The organism is Stenotrophomonas sp. pho (genome assembly GCF_006228405.1).
Taxonomy (GTDB): Bacteria; Pseudomonadota; Gammaproteobacteria; order Xanthomonadales; family Xanthomonadaceae; genus Stenotrophomonas; species Stenotrophomonas sepilia.
The window spans coordinates 538,054-558,606 of the sequence record NZ_CP029759.1 but is presented as its reverse complement, the minus strand read 5'-3'; the positions used below and the strand labels follow the sequence as shown (position 1 = coordinate 558,606).

Genomic DNA, 20,553 nt, shown 5'->3' with positions numbered 1-20,553 from the left:
ATCGTTTGTCGCGCCCCCAAAGCGCAGGGCATTGGTTTTGGAATCTTAACATAGCCCCCTACGGGAGCCGATCAAGGATTGGCCACGCCGATGTTGCGCAGCAGCACCCTACCCGAGTGGTCGTCAGGCAGCGTCGCATAGACGTAGGCATGGGTCGCGCCGCTAGGAGCAACGGCCAGCAGAGGATAGGAACGGGGTACCAGACCCACATCCACCACTTCGATCTGCGTCGAAATGAACCCGCCGTCCGCGCCATGCCAGTTGATCTGCAGGCGCATCCTGCCGGGCTGCCCATCGGCAGACTGGGCGGTGTACAGGACAATGTGGCGATCAAGTTCCTCAACAGCCTGCCGACGGGTCACTTCCGACAGTCCGCGGAGCTCCAATCCCTCGCTGCTTACCCGTTCATCCGGAATACCCACCCATTCCGGCCACTCCTTGCCCTCACCCAGCTGATGGGCCGGAGCCGGCAACGCCGCGGGATCCATCAGACGCTTGGCCTGTTCAGCGGATATCACGCTGAATCCCGGACGGCCGCGCAGATTGGGCTCACCCACCACAAGGCCATAGCTGAACTCCTTCACATTACCCTTGCTGAATTCGGCACGCGGATAGAGGCAATGCCCCTTTGGCAGGTTCAGGCGGCAATAGACTTTGCCATCTTCACCAAGCACCCAGCTGATGTCCGGCTCGGGCCCGGCTACGACCACGCCGTCACCAGCCTGGCGCAGGGTACTCAGCGAATCGCTGATGGATACGGCCAGACGCGCGCCGGTGATGCTGGCAATCGACCACATACTGCCGAAGAACAGGTAGAACAACTGGGTGACAGCCAGTACCGACAGGACGACGATCTGCGCCCGGTGCCGATAGCCGGCAAAGACAAACAGCAGCAGGAAAGCCATGGCCGGGTACATCCAGCGAGCCTCCTGCCGCGCTGAACCGGGCAGGCTCGCAATCGCAACCAGGCCGATAATGGCGGCCAGGAAGGCCAGCATCGGCATGAGGTAGGTCGTCGAACGCCACTCTGGGCGCAGCCAGGGCAGGCACCAGGCCAACAGGGAGACTGCGGCCAGCGGCACAAAGACATACAAGTAGCGAGGCGCCGCATGGTTGAACATGCCAACGAAGTACTGTGGGCCGTGATTGCCACCCAGGAAGAGGTTGACCAGGTAGGTGGCCGCCACTTTCGCCGTGTCCAACGATACGCTGACAGTCTGTCCGGAGGTACCCATCGCCACCGGCTGGTTGGACAGCACTTTCACGGCAACGATGTACAGGCCGAGCGGAACAACAGCAGTGACCAGGGCGAATACCAGAGGCCGGGCGCCGACGGACCTACGCATGGGCCACCAGCGCAACACCGCCACGCCGGACAAGCCCAGCAGTGCCAATGCGTAGCGCTCATGGGTGAACACCGCCAGGATGAAGAGCAGCAGTGCCAGTGCCAGGCAGGAAGCGCGCTGGCGCTGCAAGAACACCAGACCGGGCATGGACACAGCAACACCGGCCAGCAGGAACAGGAGACTGAGCGCCTCGACCGTCCCCGAAACGTAGTCGAAGTACAGCATGATGTTGAAACGGCACGCCACCATCATCACCGCAGCCAACAGGGCAGCGCTTCGGCGAGCATTGAAATGCACCCGCGCGATCCCGTAGACCAGCGCGGCACATCCTGCCAATGCTGCACAATTGACCAGCATGGTCATCCAGCGCGGAAGATCCTGGGAGACGATGACCGCCCAGATGAAGTTCATGACGATGCGTGGCTTGTAGCTGTTCAGCCCGGTGAAAACCCCCATCAGGGTGTTGCCGCTGTGCTCTCCGAAGTTGAAGGAGAACATCTCATCGCCGAAGTAATAGGGATGATAGAAGTAGATGGACAGCGCGAACGTCATCGCTGCGATGGCCGCCAGGTCCACCAGGCGCACCACCGGCTTTACAGCCAGGATCTTGTTAAACATCGACACACTGCTCCATTGATTCAAACCGCCGCAAGGCCTCGCTTCCTGTACGCCGCGACCACGCGGTCCACGCTCCGGCAGAATCCGGGGGCAATAGCAGGCACGTACATGGCATTCCGCCGCGATGCCATCAGCAGCCGGACCGAGATAGTAACAGTGCGACACACTTTGGGTCGCGCCCCCCCCTCCGGGGACTGACCTCGAGGTAGCACCGCAGAAGGGGCAGTACGGACTAGACGTATGCCCGAGCACTCTCCCGGGCCAGGATGTGCATGACCGTTCCCATGTCCTCATCGGTCAAAAGATCGACGTTGGCCTGCGGCGCCGACCAGATGCGATCAGCCAGCGGAACCTGCTGCCGTGGGTCGTCGGAAAGGACTTCGACCACGAAAGCCCAGCTCTTGCCCTGCAGCGGGAGCACGCGGAAGCCCAGAGGCTCGAACAGCCGGCGCGCAGCGCTTTCCGACCAGCAGGTGATGTGCCCCGGTGGAACGGATCAAGGTAGCCTGGATCCTCGGTCCGTACATACTCGGTCAGTCCGGTGTTGAACAGAAACAGGGCCCCCGGAGCGGCGACCTTGCGTAGGGAGCTCGCCAACGACCTCGCCATCGACGGGGTCAGATGTTCAACGACTTCCACGCAGATACCGCATTCGAACGTCATCCCGATGTCGGCCAGATCACCGCATCTGTAATTCGCGTGGCTGGAGCGATACGCCGGCTCGGGTGGAAACTTCTCTACGCCGTAGAAACAATGCGAACTCTTCGGTAGGTAGCGCTGCACCGCATCGAGCAGAAAACCCGGGCCCGTGCCGATATCGATGAAGCGATGGACTGGAATGGAGCAGTAGAGCAACGCCTCTCCCAACCTTGCCAACGACGAGCCGAAAGACCGGTCACGTGCCGACTGCAGTTCGGAGCGCCAGTAGTCCTCGTCGTATTCCCGGGGAGATTCACCAGCATCGATCGATGCTATCAGCGCCGGATCGGCGAATATGAAATCGCAGATGCCACATTCAAGATACTGCACGCCATCAACCACCCTGAAGGCAGTGGCCGGCTCATTGCACAGCAGACAGTTACCCGTCGACGACACAGATCTGAAGCGCGCCACAGCCCTCTCCCGGAAGGATGGAGAGGGCATCCTAGCAGCACAGGAATGCTACGGCATCCGGCAGACTTTGTGGATAACCGGTTACAGCTGACGCTGCACCGCAGCGAGATCAGGCACCAGGATGGCCTGCTGCGGCGCAGCACCCTTGCCGATGTCGCCTGCGATCAGGAACAGCTTCCCAATGCCTGCAGCCACCCCCGCCTGCATATCGGAGATCTTGTCGCCAACGAATACCGCCTGCGCCGGATCAATCGAAAACTCCTCGATCGCCTTCAGCAGCATGCCCGGTTCGGGCTTTCGGCACAGGCAGTCAATCTTGAATTCACCCTGGCCGGCCTGCGGATGATGCGGGCAGAACCACGTGCCCAGCAGCGGCGCGCCGGCCTGCTGCAACTGCTCGTGCTGCCAGTGCGTGTAGTCGGTGAAGTCATCGACGCTGTAGAAGCCACGTGCGATGCCGGCCTGGTTGGTCACCACCACAACCTGGTAGCCCAAATGCACAGCATCGGCCAGCAGCGGCAGGATACCGGGAACCCACTCAGTCCGATCCGGTGTATGCACGTAGCCGTGATTGACGTTGATCACTCCGTCCCGATCAAGGAACAGTACTGGCGCACCGGGCCGCCTTGTGACCGGCCCGGCGACGAAGCCCGGCACGTTTGGTAGCACTGTCATCAGGCTGCTCCAAGCAACGTCTGCGCGCGATGGAAATCCTCCGGCACGCCGATGTCGATGAACGCAGCGGTCTCCACCAGCGCGCCGACCCGCCCAGCGGCTACGGCCGGTTCCAGCACCTGCTTTTCGAACGAGAAGGAGACTTCGTCCGGCAGGCTGGCCAGCGCCTGCGCGCTGAGGAAATAGCTGCCGGCATTGATCAGGCCGGCACCGCCCGGGCGCTTCTCATGGAAGCGCAGCACCCTGCCCTGCTCGACATCCACCGTGCCGTAGCGTGAGACATCATCCACACGCGCCAGCGCGATCGACATCGGCAGACCCTTTGCAGCCGCTTCCAGTGCTGCCGGCGAGTACTCGAGGTAGGTGTCGCCATTGCAGACGTGCAGCCCATCACCCTGCGCCAGCCGTGCCGCGGCAGCGATCGCGCCACCGGTGCCGAGCGGCGTCTCCTCACGCGAGTAGACCACTTCCATGCCCGCCCACTTCCTGCCGATGGTCTGCTCGACAACATCACCGAGGTAACCGGTCGCCAGGATCACACGACGCATGCCGGCGGCCGCATAGCGATCCAGGAGATAAACCAGGAAGGGGCGCCCGGCCACCGGCGCCAGTGGCTTGGGCAGATCGGGAACTTCACTGCGCAGGCGGGTGCCAAAGCCACCGGCCAGGATCAGGATCTCGTCAGCAGCCATGTCAGCGCGGGAACATCTCGCTTTCGATCAACGCGCACAGCAGGTGGCCGATGAACTCGTGGCCTTCCTGGATGCGCGGCGTCTCGTTGGACGGCACCCGGAAACAGATGTCGCAGCGATCCTTCATGTCGCCACCGTGCTCACCGGTGAAGCCGATCACGCGGACGCCCTTGGCTTCGGACGCTTCCAGGGCGCGCATGATGTTCTTGGAGCGGCCGGAGGTCGAAATCGCTACGAACACATCGCCTTCCTGACCGAGGGCTTCGATCTGCCGGGCGAAGGTGTAGTCGTAACCATAATCGTTACCGATGGCAGTCAGGATCGAGGTATCGGTGGTCAGCGCGATCGCCGGCAGGCCTGGGCGATCGTAGTAGAAGCGGCTGACCAGCTCACCCGCCCAGTGCTGCGCATCGGCGGCGCTGCCACCGTTGCCGGCGAACAGGATCTTGCGACCGGCCTTCAGCGCGTCCACGCACAGTGCCACTGCCTGCTCGATCTGCGACGCCAACGCGGCATCCGCCGACATGCGCTGGAAGTTCTCGAGAGTCTTGCCGAACTCGGCCTTGATGAAGTCGTTCATCCGATTTTCCATGCCGTTGCACCTTGGTGGGTGAAGTGTGTATCAAAAACGGTGCCGCCGGCGCCAGCAAGCGCGCGCACCAGGTCGACCCGGTGTGCCGGGTCGCAGAGGAACATCATGAAACCGCCGCCACCCGCGCCCGATACCTTGGTCGCGCGCGCGCCATGCCGCATTGCCAACGCTTCGATCTCATCGATCATCGGGTTGGAAATACTGCTGGCACTGAGCTTCTTCGCTTCCCAGCCGGACTGCATCACCTGCGCCAGCCGCTCAAAATCACCGCGCAGCAGCGCTTCCTTCATCTGGCTGGCTTCGACCTTCAACCGATGCATCGCATCGAGCGAACTGGCCTTGCCTTCCTTGATGTTGCGGGACTGCTCATCAATGATCTTGGCGGAAGCACGCGACACGCCGGTGAAGTACAACACCAGGCCCGCTTCGAGTTCGGACCAGATCCAGTCCTTGATGCGCAGCGGATTCACGATCACCCGATCGGCGTCGTAGAACTCCATGAAATTGAAACCACCGAAGGCCGCTGCGTACTGGTCCTGCTTGCCACCGGACAGCTGCAGGTCGACACGCTCGATTCGGTAGGCAAGCTGTGCGATCTCGTACTCGCCCAGCGGCAGCGCGAAGTACTCTGCAAAGGCGGTGACCAGAGCGACGACCATCGTCGAGGACGAGCCCAGACCCGAGCCCGGCGGCGCATCGGAATGCGCGCGGACGCGGATGGCCGGGCGCTCGCCCAGCAGGAAGTCGTTGCAGACCCGCAGGTACACGCCCTTCATCAACTGCAGCGGGCCGGGACCGGCATCCACCACCTGCGGATCGACGCGCTCGCATGCGCCCGCATCCTGCGCGTGGAACTCGACCAGGCCATCGGACGAGCCATCAAGGGTTGCATAGGCGAACTTGTCGATGGTCACGTTCATGACGAAGCCACCGAACTGGTCGCAGAACGGCGACACATCCGTGCCACCACCGGCCAGCCCCAGCCGCAGGGGGGCGCGCGAACGAACGATCATGCTTTCTTCTCCATTGCGAATGCCGATTCCAGCGCACGACCCAGCGCATCGCGCGAGAACTGGCTGCGACAGTAGCTCGCCGCTGCACGCGACCGCTGCAGCCACAGCGCATCATCTTCCAGTAACGACAACAGCCCTGCGGCAAGGCCATCAGCCTCGTCGGCCACGGTGACCACCGCCTCCAGACCGACCAGGCCCTGGGCACCAATACCGGTAGTGACCAGCGGCAGACCCTGCTGCATGGCTTCGACAACCTTGCCCTTGACGCCGGCACCAAAGCGCAGCGGCACAATCGCCACGCGCGCGACACCGTAGCGCTGGGCCAGCTCCTCGTCGCTGACGAAACCGGTCACCTCGACATGTTCGCCCGCCAGGGCGCGTACAGCGTCGGTCGGGTTGGAGCCAACCAGTGACAGCTTCACGCCGGGGTGCCGCGCCCAGACCTGCGGCATCACCGACTCGACCAGCCATCGCGCGGCATCGACATTGGGGCCGTGGGCGAAGCCAGCGACGAACAGGATGCCGGCACGCTGCGCGGGCACGGCTTCATCGTTGAAGTGGTCGAAAGCGTACGGCAGGATCGCGCGTGCATCGACGTCCGGCTCCAGCGCGCGCACGTCCTGCGCCTCTTCGGCCGACGGGTAGAGGACGCGGTCGACGGCCTTCCAGATGCGCCGCTCCAGCTTCTCCATGTCGCGCGCGGCTGCATCGCTGGCGCCGTTGCGCTGTGCTTCCATGTCCAGACGACGGAAGTGCAGGTCATGGCCGTAATAGACGGTGCGTACCCCGGATGCTTCTTCAGGGCGTCGACATAGTGCTCGGCGATATGCGGGCGTGACAGCATCACCGTGCGCACGTGCGGATTCTCATCCAGGTAGCGCGCGAAGCCGCCCACCCACTGGCCGCCATACATCACTTCCACGCCACGGGCCTGCAGTGGCGGAGTGTAGATCGGATCGAAGTACAGGTTGTCGGCCCAGAACTTGACCACGCAGCCACGTGCCAGCAGGGCATTGATGAAGGCGATCATGGTCCGCGAGCCCGCATCGCGGTCGGGCTGCGGCACGTAGTGATCGACGATCAGCACGGTTTCCTTCTGCCAGCTGCGATCGCGGGCGCGCACGACGTGCTCGCCATTGGGCTCATGCAGGGCCAGCTCATCCTGCCAGCGTTCGCGCAGTTTCTTCTGGTTCGCGACCTGGTAGGCCTTGATACCGCTGCCGGTATCGGTGCCGTGGGAGATGCCTTCGTAATGCACGACCTCCGAGGTCGGGCAGTAATAGAGCTGGTAGCCCGCCTTGCGCACGCGGAACGCCAGGTCCGAATCCTCGCAGTAGGCCGGCACGAACTCTGGATCGAACCCTCCCAGTTCACGCAGCAGCGCACTGGGGATGAGCAGGCTGGCACCACTGCAGTAGTCCACCGGGCGCAGATAGTTGTACTGGCTGGCCGCCGGGTTATCCAGGCGGCCGTAGTTCCAGGCCGAACCGTCGCGCCAGATGATGCCGCCCGCTTCCTGCAGGCGGCCGTCGGGTAGACCAGCTTGGAACCGACCATGCCGCAGTCGGGCATGCGCTGGAATACATCCAGCATCTGGTCCATCCAGCCCGGACGCACTTCGGTATCGTTGTTCAGGAAATAGGTATAGCGGCCACGCGCCAGTTCCAGCGCCTGGTTGCAGGACAGCAGGAACCCAAGGTTCTGCGGGTTGTGGTGGAAGCGCAGGCCCGGAACCGGCACCAGCTTCTCGATCTCCACGTCGCCGGACGCATCTTCCAGCACCAGCACTTCATAGCTCACCGCAGGCGGATGCGCGGCGATGGAGCGCAGGCAGGCCAGGGTATGCGGCAGGTTGCCGTAGGTAGGAATGACGATGCTGACTTCCGGCGCCTCATGCACCGGGAAGGACAGCGTCTTCAACACTTCTTCGGCGTCTTCCACCACCGCCGGCAGGGCCAGGCCCGCGGGCGGTTCGACCTGGCCCTTGTCATGGCGCAGGAGCCAGTTACGCACCGGGCGTGCCAGCGGCGCCAGCAATGGATGGCGGGCCAGGCCACTGGCACGCAGCGACGCAATAATGGCCGGCACATCGCCACGCAGCAGGCGCGAAGCGAAACGCATCGGGCGCGTGATGCGCCAGGACTTGGAGGCGAGCACCTTCGCGAAGGCATCGTTCAGGCTCTCCAGCTGCTCGTCGTATTCGTGGATGACGCGCTGTACTTCCAGCTCGGAGGTGCCTTCCGCACCGGGCCGGAGGGCGAGACCAGAGCGCCTCTGCAGTTCGCGGCTGACTTCCGAACGGCTGGCAACGGTTTCATGGGCCGTCTGCAGCAGTCGGCGCAGCTCGGCCGCTTCGTGCTGCGATGCTGCCTGATGCCGTTGCAGATCAGCTTCGACGTCCGCCTTCTCGCCCCGCACCTGTTCCAGCTGCGCCTGCAGCGCATCGTTGCGTTCACGCAATTCAGCACTGGCGTTGTGGCCACCGCTGGCCTGGACGATCTGGTCCAGCTCCAGCGCCCAGCGCGTGCGCTCGTCGAACTCGGCTTCCAGGCGCTGGTAATTGCGCTTGGAGCCTTCCAGCTCCGACTCCAGCGACAGTGCCCAGGCGTAGATCGATTCTTTCTCCGAGCCCAGCCGCGATGCATCGGCCTCGGCAGTCTCGGCACAAACGCGATCGGTGCAGGCTGCGCCCAGGCGTGAGAACGCACCACGGACCAAGGCCTCGGCGGCCGGCACGCCAGCACTGGCGAACAGTGCTCTCATGGTCTCGCCAATGTCGCCGCCCACAGCGATGACGCCCAGGCCATTGCCATGCAGGAACTCGAAGCTCGGGTAGCGCTCGCGCAGCGGCGCGAAGAAGCGCTGGACGCCAAAGCCTTCAGTATGCACGTTGGTATCGTGGAACAGCACCACGCCGCGCGAGGACATCTTCGGCAGCCATGTGGTGAAGTCGTGCGAGACCGCCTCGAAGGTGTGCAGACCGTCGATATGCAGCAGGTCGACCGAGCCATCGGGCACTTCGTCCAGCGCGTCGTCGAAGGTCATCCGCAGCAGGGTCGAGAACGCAGCGTAGCTGCGTTCGTTGCGCTCGACGACGCTGCGATGGATATCGTTTTCGTAGTAACCGGCCTGCGAGTCACCTTCCCAGGTGTCGACCGCATGGCAGCGCGTGTCCAGGCCCATCTCCTTGACCGCCTGGCAGAACGCGAAGTACGAGATGCCACGGTGGGAACCGAGCTCGACCAGCGAGCGCGGCCGATGCGCCTGGATCACCCAGAATGCAAACGGAACATGCTCCAGCCAGCCAGATGTCTCCAGAAACTCCGGGCGGGTGAACATTGCGCCGTGACGAAAAATGGCTGCGGTCGGATCCGCCGCACCTTCAATGATCAACTCGTCTGCCATCTTCCACTTCCCTCAGGTCGAGCGTCCGCAGCGGCCGCTCAGACATCATTGTTCTGCAAGGTGATATTCAGCATCGGGATCCCGATGAGTCCAAAGCGCATGGTTTCGTCCAGCGCACGGAACTCAAGGGCGTCGTGGATCCAGTGCTGCTGCGTATGGTCATGCAGGTCGCCGGAGGCGACGGCTGCATCGATCATGTAGGAACCGGAGGGCATCACGGGCATGCGGAACTGGAACGTCGCCCGCACCGTCTGCCCAGCTACTCCGCCAACCGGGGCATCCTTGCACGCAAAGTAGCTGTTGTCGCCGAACAGGCGCTGTCCCAGCCGGTCCTTCACATAGAAGCCGACGATCAGGTTGCCCAGCGTCTCCTCCAACTTCACCGTCACCTGCAGGGTGACCAGTTCGCCACCCTCGACCAGCGTCAGTGCACTGCCGTCATCGCCACGGATGGCCACGTCAACGATACGCGCGCCCTGCGCACCGAACTCCTGCCCGACATTGTCCGGATCGAATTCAAACAGCGCGATGCGGTTGACGACGCCCTCATCGCGGAACTGCTCGCGACGGAAGTCCGGAGATTCAGCGGTGCTGCGGCGCTGCTTCTTCTCGACCACGATGGTTTCGCCACCCACCTCCCGCCGTCCTACCACGTGCTGTTCGGTCATGTAGGCCTCGACCACCTCCTGCGAGGTGCCGGACAGGCGCATGCGGCCGTTCTGCAACCACACGGCGTTCTCGCACAGGTTGGTGACGGCGGCCGCATCATGGCTGACGAACAACAGCGTGCCGGTCTTCTGGAATTCCCGCAGGAAGCGCATGCACTTCTGGGAGAAAAAGGCATCACCGACTGCCAGTGCTTCGTCAATGATCAAAATGTCAGCGTCAACATGGGCGATCACCGCAAAGGCCAGACGCACCGACATGCCGCTGGAGTAGCTGCGTACCGGCTGGTCGATGAACTCGCCGATATCGGCGAAGGCCAGGATGCTCTCCAGGCGATGGTCGATCTGCGCACGGGTGAGGCCAAGGATGGTGGCGTTGAGATAGACGTTCTCGCGGCCGGTGAACTCGGGGTTGAAGCCACTGCCCAGTTCGAGCAGCGCGGCCACGCGCCCCTTCACAGTAATGTTGCCCTCGGTGGGATTGAGGGTGCCGGCGATCATCTGCAGCAGGGTCGATTTGCCCGAGCCGTTGCGACCGACAATTCCCACTGTCTGGCCACGGCGGATCGAGAAGCTCACGTCGCGCAGCGCCCAGAAATCCTTGTAGAAGGACTTGCGCTTGCCTGCCAGCGTTTGCCACAAGCGGTGCGAAGGACGTTCGTACATGTGGTACGACTTGCCAACCCCTTTGACCTCGATGACGGTCTCGGCCACGGCGATTTCAGAGGACATCGGCAAACCCCACGCGCAGCTTGTTGAACAGGCGATGGCCAATGACGGCCACCACACAGGCGATGAGGGTGTACAGACCCAGCCCAGCCCAATCTGGCAGGCGGCCCCAGATCACCACTTCGCGCACCTGGTTGATGATGAAGGTCAGCGGATTGAGCTCGAACACGATGCGGTAGCTGGCCGGCACCGACTCAACCGGAATAATCGCCGAGGACAGGAACAGCATGGCAGCTGCGATGACGCCGGCGATCTGCCCGATATCGCGCAGGTACACACCCAGTGCCGAGGTAATCCAACCAATGCCGACCGTCAGGATCACCAGCGGCAACACCACAACCGGCAACAGCACCGCGGTGGGATGGATGCTGCCCTTGACGCACAGGTACAGCAGCAGCAGTACGACCATGTTCATCAGCAGATGGAACAGCGCCGACAGCGTCATGCTCCACACCAGGATATCCAGCGGGAACACCACACGCTTGACGTAGCTGGTGTTGCTGACGATCAACTGCGGCGCACGGGTAAAGCATTCCGCGAAGAAGCCATGCACGGTAAGGCCCGCGAACAGGATCAACGCGAAATCGGTGGTGGACCCGGTCGATCCGGGCCAGCGTCCCTTCATGATGAAACCGAAGGCCATGGTGTAGACCAGCAGCATCAGGAACGGGCTGATCAGCGACCACAGCAGACCGAAGCTGGCACCGCGATAACGCCCGAGGACTTCACGCTGGGTCAGTTCGAAGGTAAGCGAACGATGCTTCCCGAAGACCGAGAGAATGCTCATGCTCAGCGGTTCCCACCCAGCGCATTTTCCAGATCCACCTGCAGATCCCCCAGCTCCTCCACACCCACGCTCAGCCGCACCAGCGCATCGCTGATCCCCAGCTGCTCCCGGCGCGCGACCGGGATCGAGGCATGCGTCATCACCGCCGGGTGGTTGACCAGGCTTTCCACGCCGCCCAGCGACTCGGCCAGGGTGAACAGCTCGGTCTTCTCGCAGAAGCGCTTGGCCGCCTCGAACCCGCCCTTGAGCACGATCGAGACGATGCCGCCGTAGCCCGCCATCTGCTTGCCGGCCAGCTCATGCTGCGGGTGCGAGGGCAGGCCCGGGTAGATCACTTTCTCCACCGCTGGATGCTTGTCCAACCACTGCGCCAGCGCCATCGCATTGGCGCAATGCGCCTTCATGCGCAGCGGCAGGGTCTTCAGGCCGCGCAGGGCCAGGAAGCTGTCGAACGGGCCCTGCACGCCACCCACCGAGTTCTGCAGGAACGCCATCTGTTCGGCCAGTTCGGCGTTGTCACCGACCACGACCATGCCACCGACCATGTCCGAATGGCCGTTGAGGTACTTGGTGGCCGAATGCAGGACCAGGTCCGCGCCCAGTTCCAGCGGGCGCTGCAGCATCGGCGAGGCGAAGGTGTTGTCCACCACCACGATCAGGCCATGGCGCTTGGCGATGGCAGCGACCGCGGCGATGTCCACGATCTTCAGCATCGGGTTGGTCGGGGTTTCAATCCAGACCATCTTCGTCTTCGGCGTGATCGAGGCTTCAAAGGCCGCCAGATCGGTCAGGTCGACGAAGCTGAAGTCCAGCCCGGCGGTACGGCGGCGCACGCGCTCGAACAGGCGGAAGCTGCCGCCGTAGATGTCGTCCATCGCCACCACGTGGCTGCCGGCGTCCAGCAGCTCGATCACCGTCGAGCTGGCCGCCATGCCCGAGGCGAAGGCGAAGCCACGGGTGCCGCCTTCCAGCGAGGCCACGCAGCGCTCATAGGCAAAGCGCGTCGGGTTGTGGGTACGCGAGTACTCAAAGCCCTGATGCTCGCCCGGGCTGGACTGGGCATAGGTCGAGGTGGCGTAGATCGGCGGCATCACCGCGCCGGTGCTGGGATCGGGCGACTGGCCGCCATGGATGGCCAGCGTGGCCAGAGCCAGCGCGCGGTCGGGCGAAGAGGAGTTGGACATGTCGTTTCCTGAATGGCGCCGACGTGCGGCGCCGTCAAAGGATCGGGAGTCTATCAGCGCAGCCTTAACGAGCTTTGACGCGAATAAACCGGAATTCAGAGGTGAACGGCAGCGATCAGCGGCTTACTGCACGCGACGGCGCAGATAGTTCAGCAGGTCGATGCGGGTGATCAGGCCGAGGAAGGCGTCACCGTCCATCACGATCGCCACCTGCCCGCGGTCGAACACCGGCAGCAGGGCCTCGATCGGCGACTTCACGTCCAGCCGGTCCAGCTTGCTGACCATCGCGGTGGCCACGGTGTCGCGGAAGCGCGCTTCGTCACCATAGACATGCAGCAGCACGTCGCTTTCATCGACGATGCCGACCAGCTGGTCACCGTCCATCACCGGCAGCTGCGACACGTCATACAGCTTCATACGCTGGTAGGCGGTGGTCAACAGGTCGTTCGGGCCGATCACCACCGTGTCGCGCTGGCCGTACGGACGCAGGATCAGGTCGCGCAGGTCACCGTGCTGCGGGCGCTCCAGGAAGCCGTTGTCCAGCATCCAGTAGTCGTTGTACATCTTCGACAGGTACTTGTTGCCGGTATCGCAGACCAGCACCAGCACCTTCTTCGGCGTGGTCTGCTCCTTGCAGTACTTCAGTGCCGCGGCCAGCAGGGTGCCGGTGGACGAACCGCCGAGGATGCCTTCCTTGCCCAGCAGCTCGCGCGCGGTGTGGAAGCTCTCGGCGTCGCTGATGGCATAGGCCTTCTTGACGCGGCTGAAGTCGGAGATCGAGGGCAGGAAGTCCTCGCCGATGCCCTCCACCAGCCAGCTGCCCGACTTGTCGTTGAGCACGCCGTCGTTGATGTACTCGGCCAGGATCGAGCCGACCGGATCGGCCAGCACCAGCTCGGTCTTGGGCGACAGCCTGGCGAACGCACGCGACAGGCCGGTCATGGTGCCGGAGCTGCCGCAGCCGAACACGATGGCGTCGAGGTCACCGCCCATCTGCTCCAGGATTTCCGGGCCGGTGCCGAACTCATGCGCGGCCGGGTTGTCCGGGTTGCCGAACTGGTTGATGAAGTAGGCGCCCGGGGTCTGCTCGGCGATGGTCTTGGCCAGATCCTGGTAGTACTCCGGGTGGCCCTTGGCGACGTCCGAACGGGTCAGGCGCACTTCGGCGCCCATCGCCTTCAGGTTGAAGATCTTTTCGCGGCTCATCTTGTCGGGAACGACCAGGATCAGCTTGTAGCCCTTCTGCTGGGCCACCAGTGCCAGGCCCAGGCCGGTATTGCCAGCGGTACCCTCGACCAGGGTCGCCCCGGCTTCAGGTCACCCCGCTGCTCCGCGGCCTCGATCATCGACAGGCCGATGCGATCCTTGATCGAACCGCCCGGGTTGGCGCTCTCGAGCTTCAGGTAAAGCTCGCAGACGCCGGTGTCCAGGCGCTGGGCCTTGACGATCGGGGTCTGGCCGATGAGTTCGAGGACGGAAGAATGGATGGGCATTCGGAGGACTTTCGATTCGCGCCACGCAGGGCCGGACCGATGATTATCCGACGGATGGCGCTGAATGTCAGGTCGGCGCGGGCATGCCGCCCGCCGTCCCGTAGAGGGATGCGGACGGCCCCGGGTCGACGAGGAGACCGGTACCGCCCGCATCGGTGAGTTGTGCCTGCAGGCCAAGGCACCACCGCCTGTGGTGCCTTGGCGCGGCCGCCTCATCGGCGGTGCCGCGATGCCGGGGCAGGAGCGCCCGGCCGGGCCATCGATGGCCGGGTCACGCCGTTCCGGGCGTGACGGGGTGCGTCAAAGCGTGGGGGACGTCGTTGGGAGCGGTGTTTCGTACATTCGCAGAAGTCGTTGCTTGGCCAGCAGCTTCTCGCGCTTCATGCGACCCAGGGTGACATCATCGATCGGGAGTACACCCAGCTCCGCGTCCATGCACTTCTTGTTCAACTTGCGGTGCTGGTCATGGAGTGCCCTGAACTCCGGATCACGCGCGCGACGTGCGTCGATCTCGCTCTGGGGCTGATCTTCAAACATGATGGACCTCCTTCGACAGATACACGAACGCCCCGGCCGCAAGGCACGGGGCGTTGTTCATGGAGGAGTGCCGGCCGATGGCCACCTGGACGCCTGCAACGACCTGCGGCACTGGCCTGCGCACGTCGATCTGCTGCGGTTCGCGCCCTGCTTGCATCGGCCCGGCCCTCCCATCGTCCGGTCCGCGGCATTGCGTCCCGGACGATTGACCCTACGCCTGCTCAAGGCGGGGTACAAGACCCCTGCGTCAAAAAGACCGAACCCCGCCGGGGCGGGGTTCAGGCTGAATGCTCATCGCAACGAAAAACAAACAATATCAATGCATTACGGCGCGATGATGACCTCGGCCGAGCGCACCCGGGTGGACGCTGCCTTCTTGCCGCTGACCTGGATCCGGTTGCTGGCGACACCACCCGCGACCAGGGCGTCGCGCAGCGCTTCGGCACGCTTCTGGCCCACGCCGTTGGCGCTGTCGTAGGCCTCGATGCGCAGGCGCCCCTTCTTGCCGATGTTCAGGTACTCGGCCAGGGCCTTGGCCTGGTTGCGGGCGCCCCCCGACAGGCTGGAGGCGCCTGCGGCGAACGCGTCACCACCGAAGGTGAAGACCTCACCGCGAGCGTCGAACTTCGAACCGGGCAGCTTCTGCCCGGACACCAGCTCGGCTTCCTCCCGGGCCAGCCTGGCAGCGTTCTGCTGGGCAGCGCTCAGACGCTGCTGCTGCTTGCCGGCCACGCTGGTCAGGGCATTCTCGGCGTCCTGGCGGGCCAGGGTCTCGGCCTCGGCCGCCTGGCGCAGGCGTTCGGCCTCCTCGGCCTGCATCTGCGCCTGCATGCGCAGCTGCTCGGCTTCCTGGCGGGCACGGGCGGCATCGCGGCGGCTGGCCTCGATCAGCAGGTCGCTGCGGGTACGCTCCAGGCGGTCGACCTCGCGCGCGGCCAGCGCGGTGCGCACGGCGGTCTCGGCAATCTCCACCCGGCGCTCGGCCAGGTACGTGGCCAGCTCCTGGTCGCGGCGCTTGGCCTTGTCCAGGGTGGCGATCGCCTGCTGCGCCTGCATGCGCTCGAAGGCGCCCAGCTCAGCGGTATCGGGGTTGGCCTGGATGGCCATCAGGCGCTGGCTCAGCTGCGCCACCATCGGGTTGTCGGCGGCCGTGGCCAGGGTCGGCAGCGCCAGCAGCGCGGCCAGGGTTGCGGCGGTCATCGGCTTCACCGGCGGTCCTCCCCGGTCGACAGCTGGCGCTGCAGCTGGTTGACCTCGTTGCGGCGCAGCTGCAGCTGCGCGGTGACGGTGGCTTCCTCACTGCGGACGCGGGCCAGGTCGGCATCGGCGGCGGCGCGCAGGGCCATCGCCGGGGCGTTCTTGCGCTCGCGGCGGTCGCCGGCGGCGCGCTGGGCCTGCTCCAGCCCCTGCCGGGCCAGCCCGATCAGGTCCGGGGCGTACTGGTCGGCATCGGCCTGGGTGGCCTTGTCGACCGCCTGCCGGGCCTGCGCCAGTTCCAGGGCAGCGTCCTGCGCCCAGGCGGGGGCAGACAGTGCGAATGCAAACGCCATCACATACAGGCCATGGCGCATTCGTGCGAAGCTAAGTCGTTTCATTGGGGAGGCCGTACCGGTTGTCGGTTCACGGCCATTGTCGTCAAGCCGACACCGTGCTGGCAACGGGCGTCGGCCGTTTCGTTGGGGAAAATTCGCAATGGATATCGGCTACTTCCTGAAGCTGATGACCGAAAAGAACGCTTCGGACATGTTTCTGACCACCGGGGCACCGGTCTACATCAAGATCGAAGGGAAGCTCTATCCGCTGGGCAACACCGGCCTGCCGCCGGGCATGGTCAAGAAGATCGCCTACTCGCTGATGGACGAGGGCCAGGTGCCGCAGTTCGAGCGCGAGCTGGAGCTCAACATGGCCATCGCGCTGCCCGATGCCGGGCGCTTCCGCGTCAACGTGTTCAAGCAGCGGGGCGAGGTCGGCATGGTCATCCGCGCCATCCGCAGCCGGATTCCGAGCATCGAGGAGCTGAACCTGCCGCAGGTGCTGAAGGACGTCATCATGACCCCGCGCGGGCTGGTGCTGGTGGTGGGGTCCACCGGTTCCGGCAAGTCCACCTCGCTGGCGTCGATGATCGACCACCGCAACAGCACCACCACCGGTCACATCCTCACCATCGAGGATCCGATCGAGTACCTGCACAAGCACAAGATGTCGATCGTCAACCAGCGCGAGGTCGGCCTGGACACCCACGCCTTCCACAACGCGCTGAAGAACGCGATGCGTGAAGCGCCGGACGTGATCCTGATCGGCGAGATCCTGGATGCGGAAACGATGGAGGCGGCGATCGCCTTCGCCGAGACCGGCCACCTGTGCCTGGCCACCCTGCACTCCAACAACGCCGACCAGACCATCGAGCGCATCCTCAACTTCTTCCCGGAAAGCGCGCACAAGAACGTGCTGATGAACCTGGCGCTGAACCTGCGTGCGGTGATCAGCCAGCGCCTGGTGAAGAACAAGGAGGGCCGTCGCCTGCCGGCCACCGAGGTACTGATCAACACGCCGATGATCCGCGACCTGCTGCGCCGCGGCCAGGTGCACGAGATCAAGGCGGCGATGGAAGCCTCGCTGGAAGAAGGCATGGAGAGCTTCGACCAGTGCCTGTTCCGGCTGGCCAAGGCCGGCACCATCGAGCAGGAGGAAGCGCTGCGCGCGGCCGATTCGCGCGATGGCCTGGCCCTGAAGTTCCGCCTGTCCGAAGGCAGTAGCGGCGAGCACGACCCGTACGCCGATTTCTCGGCAGGCGCACCCAGCATCACCCACGGCTTCTGATCCCACGAAAAAGGGGACGGAGGGGATCAAGTCGTTTGTGCACTGGCGACTTGATCCCCTCGATCCCCTTTATCTGAAGAGTTCAGGGGCGGTCTCATCCAATGAGACCGCTCATCCGTAGGTTTCCTCAATGGAAACCATCCGCAAGCTGGCCATTCTGGCTGATGCCGCCAAGTACGATGCCTCCTGCGCCTCCAGCGGTTCGGGCAAGCGCGATTCGCGCGCCAGTGGCGGTATCGGCAGCACCGAGGGCATGGGCATCTGCCACAGCTACACGCCCGATGGCCGCTGTGTTTCGTTGCTGAAGATCCTGCTGACCAACTTCTGCATTTACGACTGCGCCTATTGCGTGAACCGGGTTTCCAGCAACGTGCCCCGTGCACGTTTCAGCGTGGATGAGGTGGTCACGCTCACCCTGGACTTCTACAAGCGCAACTACATCGAGGGCCTGTTCCTGTCCAGCGGCATCATCCGCAATGCGGACTACACCATGGAACAGATGGTGGAAGTGGCCCGGCAGCTGCGCGAAGAACACCGCTACGCCGGCTACATCCACCTCAAGACCATTCCCGAGGCCTCGCCGGAACTGCTGGCCAGTGCCGGGCGCTATGCCGACCGCCTGTCCATCAACGTGGAACTGCCCACCGAAGCCGGCCTGAGCGCCTTGGCGCCGGAGAAGACGGTTCATTCCATCCGTGGCGCGATGGGGGAACTGCGCTGGCGCATCGAGGAAGCCAAGGAAGCTCGCAAGGCCCCCGCAGCGGTGGCACCGACGGCCAGCCGCAGCACTCGCCCGCGCCCTCCCCGTTTCGCACCGGCCGGGCAGAGCACCCAGATGATCGTCGGCGCGGACGGGGCAAGCGACCAGCAGATCCTGGCCAGCGCCGACAGCCTGTACGGCAACTACCGCATGCGCCGGGTCTACTACTCCGCGTTCAGCCCGATTCCGGACGCCAGCCGGCAGCTGCCACTGCAGCCGCCACCGCTGCAGCGCGAACATCGCCTTTACCAGGCTGACTGGCTGCTGCGCTTCTACGGGTACGGCGTGGATGAGATTACCGATACCACCCAGGACGGCATGCTCGACCTGGATATCGACCCGAAGATGGCCTGGGCGATCCGCCACCCCGAGCGCTTTCCGGTCGATCTGAACCGGGCACCGAAGGAGATGCTGCTGCGCGTGCCCGGCCTTGGCGTGCGCAACGTCAAGCGCGTGCTGATGGCGCGCCGTCACGGGCGGCTGCGCGTGGCCGACCTCGCACGCCTGAAGGCACCGATGAGCAAGCTGCTGCCGTTCGTGCTGCTGGCCGACCATCACCCGCGCAAAGCACTGGACGACCCGGCGGCGCTGCGCGCGCAGCTGGCCCCGCCGCCGCGACAGGGTTCGCTGTTCGATGCCCCGTCCGCGGCCTGACGCGCAGCGCTGGTCGCTGCGGGTGGATCCGCCATGGTCGCTGGAGGCCTGGCGCAGCGGTGCGCGCGAAGCCCTGCTGCGCGGCGTCGCGCCGGAGCAGCTGGACTGGCTCGAGGGCAGCGACGCATCGCTGCTGGACGCGCCAGCGGTCACCTCGGCGCCCGCACAGGCCGATGCTGGCGCACTGACGGTACCGCGCGACTTCCTGGAACTGGCGGCCACCTGCCTGTGCCATCGCGACGGACAACGCATGGCCCTCCTGTACCGGTTGCTGTGGCGCATCGCCCATGGCGAACGCTCGGTGCTGTCAAACCCTGCCGATGCCGACGTACTGCGGGCGATGACCATGGCACAGGCGGTCCGCCGCGACACGCACAAGATGAAGGCGTTCGTGCGCTTCCGCGAAGTGCCTGGCCAGCCTGATGCGTTCATCGCCTGGTTCGAGCCACAGCACCACATCGTCGACCGGGTCGCGCCGTTCTTCGCGCGCCGCTTCACCGGCATGCGCTGGGCCATCCTCACGCCTTCGCGCAGCGTCGCCTGGGATGGGCAGGCGCTTGCCTTCGGCCCCGGTGCACGACGCGAGGATGCCCCGGCCGAGGATGCACGCGAGTCGCTGTGGCAGACCTATTACGCCAGCATTTTCAATCCGGCCCGGCTCAACACGCGGATGATGATGCAGGAGATGCCGGCCAAGTACTGGCGCCACCTGCCTGAAGCCCGATTGCTGCCTCGCCTGGTACGCGACGCCGCCGACCGCGTGCAGGAAATGCATGACCGTCCCGCGCAGGCACCGCAACGCAGGATTCCGCTGCGAGCGAACCCTCCGGCATCGGCAGCCGAAGCCAGCAGCCTGGACAATCTGCGCGGGCAGGCCAGCGCCTGCCGCCAGTGCCCGTTGTGGGAGCAGGCCACGCAGACCGTATTCGGACAGGGGCCGGCAGGGGCCGGGGTGATGCTGGTCGGAGAGCAACCCGGTGACACCGAAGATCTGCGTGGGCAGCCATTTGCAGGACCTGCCGGCCAGGTGCTGGACCGCGCATTGGCGGAACTGGGGATCGATCGCGCCACGCTGTACCTCACCAACGCGGTGAAGCACTTCCACCATGAACGGCGCGGCAAGGTGCGGCTGCACAAGCGGCCGGAGAGCCGTCACATCCAGGCCTGCCGGCCCTGGCTGATGGGTGAGATCGCGCGCGTGCGGCCCCAGGTGATCGTGTGCCTGGGCGCGACTGCGGCAGCCTCGGTATTCGGTCGAGATTTCGACCTCTCACGCGACCGCGGGCGCTGGCACACCCTCGAAGACGGCACCCGCGGCTACGCCACGGTGCACCCGGCATGGGTGCTGCGACAGACCGACGATGCCCGCCGCGAGGAGGCCTACCGGTTGTTCCGCGATGACCTGGCCCGATTGCAACAGAAAAGGGACGGAGGGGATTAAGTCGTAAGTGCATATACGACTTAATCCCC

General features: G+C 64.6%; 17 protein-coding genes and 1 pseudogene. 3 read left to right on the top strand and 15 right to left on the bottom strand.

The window, feature by feature from the left end; translation table 11 throughout:
- Positions 1-71: 71 nt before the first annotated feature.
- From DL544_RS02560 to DL544_RS02490, 15 genes and pseudogenes are all read right to left on the bottom strand, one after another.
- A complete protein-coding gene (locus DL544_RS02560) occupies positions 72-1,964 on the bottom strand; it encodes a hypothetical protein (RefSeq protein WP_139726700.1) in 1,893 nt (630 codons plus the stop codon).
- Between the two features lie 297 nt (positions 1,965-2,261).
- On the bottom strand, positions 2,262-2,993 hold the full coding sequence (locus DL544_RS02555; protein ID WP_139726699.1) for a class I SAM-dependent methyltransferase: 732 nt from the start codon (positions 2,991-2,993) through the stop codon (positions 2,262-2,264).
- A 165-nt stretch (positions 2,994-3,158) separates the two neighbouring features.
- Positions 3,159-3,752: a D-glycero-alpha-D-manno-heptose-1,7-bisphosphate 7-phosphatase gene (locus tag DL544_RS02550; RefSeq protein WP_139726698.1), complete on the bottom strand. Its 594-nt coding sequence runs from the start codon at positions 3,750-3,752 to the stop codon at positions 3,159-3,161.
- Entirely contained in the window at positions 3,752-4,444 is a 693-nt protein-coding gene (locus DL544_RS02545; RefSeq protein WP_139726697.1) for a sugar phosphate nucleotidyltransferase, read from the bottom strand. Before DL544_RS02545 ends, DL544_RS02550 begins: the two co-directional genes overlap by 1 nt.
- A 1-nt stretch (position 4,445) precedes the next feature.
- Complete coding sequence (locus DL544_RS02540) at positions 4,446-5,024, bottom strand: D-sedoheptulose-7-phosphate isomerase (RefSeq protein ID WP_235646217.1); 579 nt, start codon at positions 5,022-5,024, stop codon at positions 4,446-4,448.
- Positions 5,021-6,049, bottom strand: coding sequence for a GHMP family kinase ATP-binding protein (locus DL544_RS02535; RefSeq protein ID WP_139726695.1), 1,029 nt, complete (start codon positions 6,047-6,049; stop codon positions 5,021-5,023). The genes DL544_RS02540 and DL544_RS02535 overlap by 4 nt, the downstream gene beginning before the upstream one ends.
- Positions 6,046-6,786 carry a glycosyltransferase gene (locus DL544_RS02530; RefSeq protein ID WP_139726694.1) on the bottom strand — a complete coding sequence of 247 codons (741 nt, stop codon included), beginning with the start codon at positions 6,784-6,786 and terminating at the stop codon, positions 6,046-6,048. Before DL544_RS02530 ends, DL544_RS02535 begins: the two co-directional genes overlap by 4 nt.
- A gap of 343 nt (positions 6,787-7,129) precedes the next feature.
- Positions 7,130-9,454, bottom strand: a complete 2,325-nt coding sequence (locus tag DL544_RS02525; protein WP_139726693.1) for a class I SAM-dependent methyltransferase — start codon at positions 9,452-9,454, stop codon at positions 7,130-7,132.
- A 38-nt stretch (positions 9,455-9,492) separates the two neighbouring features.
- The gene (locus DL544_RS02520; RefSeq protein ID WP_139726692.1) at positions 9,493-10,851 is read right to left on the bottom strand and encodes an ABC transporter ATP-binding protein; all 1,359 of its coding nucleotides are present in this window, start codon (positions 10,849-10,851) and stop codon (positions 9,493-9,495) included.
- Positions 10,841-11,635 (bottom strand): ABC transporter permease, encoded by a 795-nt coding sequence (locus DL544_RS02515; protein WP_053497939.1) that lies wholly within the window; start codon positions 11,633-11,635, stop codon positions 10,841-10,843. The genes DL544_RS02520 and DL544_RS02515 overlap by 11 nt, the downstream gene beginning before the upstream one ends.
- 2 nt (positions 11,636-11,637) lie before the next feature.
- Positions 11,638-12,819 (bottom strand): cystathionine gamma-synthase, encoded by a 1,182-nt coding sequence (locus tag DL544_RS02510; protein ID WP_139726691.1) that lies wholly within the window; start codon positions 12,817-12,819, stop codon positions 11,638-11,640.
- A 123-nt stretch (positions 12,820-12,942) separates the two neighbouring features.
- Positions 12,943-14,312: pseudogene (locus tag DL544_RS02505) on the bottom strand (pyridoxal-phosphate dependent enzyme).
- Between the two features lie 300 nt (positions 14,313-14,612).
- Positions 14,613-14,849 (bottom strand): HP1242/YdcH family protein, encoded by a 237-nt coding sequence (locus tag DL544_RS02500; protein WP_005407964.1) that lies wholly within the window; start codon positions 14,847-14,849, stop codon positions 14,613-14,615.
- A 324-nt stretch (positions 14,850-15,173) separates the two neighbouring features.
- Entirely contained in the window at positions 15,174-16,058 is an 885-nt protein-coding gene (locus tag DL544_RS02495) for an OmpA family protein (RefSeq protein ID WP_139726690.1), read from the bottom strand.
- Entirely contained in the window at positions 16,055-16,420 is a 366-nt protein-coding gene (locus DL544_RS02490) for a DUF4398 domain-containing protein (protein ID WP_005415160.1), read from the bottom strand. The genes DL544_RS02495 and DL544_RS02490 overlap by 4 nt, the downstream gene beginning before the upstream one ends.
- 121 nt (positions 16,421-16,541) lie before the next feature.
- Here DL544_RS02490 and DL544_RS02485 point away from each other — a divergent pair, with 121 nt between their 5' ends.
- From DL544_RS02485 to DL544_RS02475, 3 genes are all read left to right on the top strand, one after another.
- Positions 16,542-17,669, top strand: coding sequence for a PilT/PilU family type 4a pilus ATPase (locus DL544_RS02485; protein WP_049416904.1), 1,128 nt, complete (start codon positions 16,542-16,544; stop codon positions 17,667-17,669).
- Positions 17,670-17,799: 130 nt separating this feature from the next.
- Entirely contained in the window at positions 17,800-19,083 is a 1,284-nt protein-coding gene (locus DL544_RS02480; RefSeq protein ID WP_139726689.1) for a putative DNA modification/repair radical SAM protein, read from the top strand.
- Complete coding sequence (locus DL544_RS02475) at positions 19,064-20,524, top strand: UdgX family uracil-DNA binding protein (protein ID WP_139726688.1); 1,461 nt, start codon at positions 19,064-19,066, stop codon at positions 20,522-20,524. The genes DL544_RS02480 and DL544_RS02475 overlap by 20 nt, the downstream gene beginning before the upstream one ends.
- The last annotated feature ends 29 nt before the right edge of the window (positions 20,525-20,553 follow it).

Bases quoted from the DNA above. Each gene is read 5' to 3' on its own strand.
- DL544_RS02560 (WP_139726700.1), bottom strand. From the start codon at position 1,964: ATGTTTAACAAGATCCTGGCTGTAAAGCCGGTGGTGCGCCTGGTGGAC.
- DL544_RS02550 (WP_139726698.1), bottom strand. From the start codon at position 3,752: ATGACAGTGCTACCAAACGTGCCGGGCTTCGTCGCCGGGCCGGTCACA.
- DL544_RS02545 (WP_139726697.1), bottom strand. From the start codon at position 4,444: ATGGCTGCTGACGAGATCCTGATCCTGGCCGGTGGCTTTGGCACCCGC.
- DL544_RS02540 (WP_235646217.1), bottom strand. From the start codon at position 5,024: ATGAACGACTTCATCAAGGCCGAGTTCGGCAAGACTCTCGAGAACTTC.
- DL544_RS02535 (WP_139726695.1), bottom strand. From the start codon at position 6,049: ATGATCGTTCGTTCGCGCGCCCCCCTGCGGCTGGGGCTGGCCGGTGGT.
- DL544_RS02530 (WP_139726694.1), bottom strand. From the start codon at position 6,786: ATGGAAGCACAGCGCAACGGCGCCAGCGATGCAGCCGCGCGCGACATG.
- DL544_RS02525 (WP_139726693.1), bottom strand. From the start codon at position 9,454: ATGGCAGACGAGTTGATCATTGAAGGTGCGGCGGATCCGACCGCAGCC.
- DL544_RS02520 (WP_139726692.1), bottom strand. From the start codon at position 10,851: ATGTCCTCTGAAATCGCCGTGGCCGAGACCGTCATCGAGGTCAAAGGG.
- DL544_RS02515 (WP_053497939.1), bottom strand. From the start codon at position 11,635: ATGAGCATTCTCTCGGTCTTCGGGAAGCATCGTTCGCTTACCTTCGAA.
- DL544_RS02510 (WP_139726691.1), bottom strand. From the start codon at position 12,819: ATGTCCAACTCCTCTTCGCCCGACCGCGCGCTGGCTCTGGCCACGCTG.
- DL544_RS02500 (WP_005407964.1), bottom strand. From the start codon at position 14,849: ATGTTTGAAGATCAGCCCCAGAGCGAGATCGACGCACGTCGCGCGCGT.
- DL544_RS02490 (WP_005415160.1), bottom strand. From the start codon at position 16,420: ATGCGCCATGGCCTGTATGTGATGGCGTTTGCATTCGCACTGTCTGCC.
- DL544_RS02485 (WP_049416904.1), top strand. From the start codon at position 16,542: ATGGATATCGGCTACTTCCTGAAGCTGATGACCGAAAAGAACGCTTCG.
- DL544_RS02480 (WP_139726689.1), top strand. From the start codon at position 17,800: ATGGAAACCATCCGCAAGCTGGCCATTCTGGCTGATGCCGCCAAGTAC.
- DL544_RS02475 (WP_139726688.1), top strand. From the start codon at position 19,064: ATGCCCCGTCCGCGGCCTGACGCGCAGCGCTGGTCGCTGCGGGTGGAT.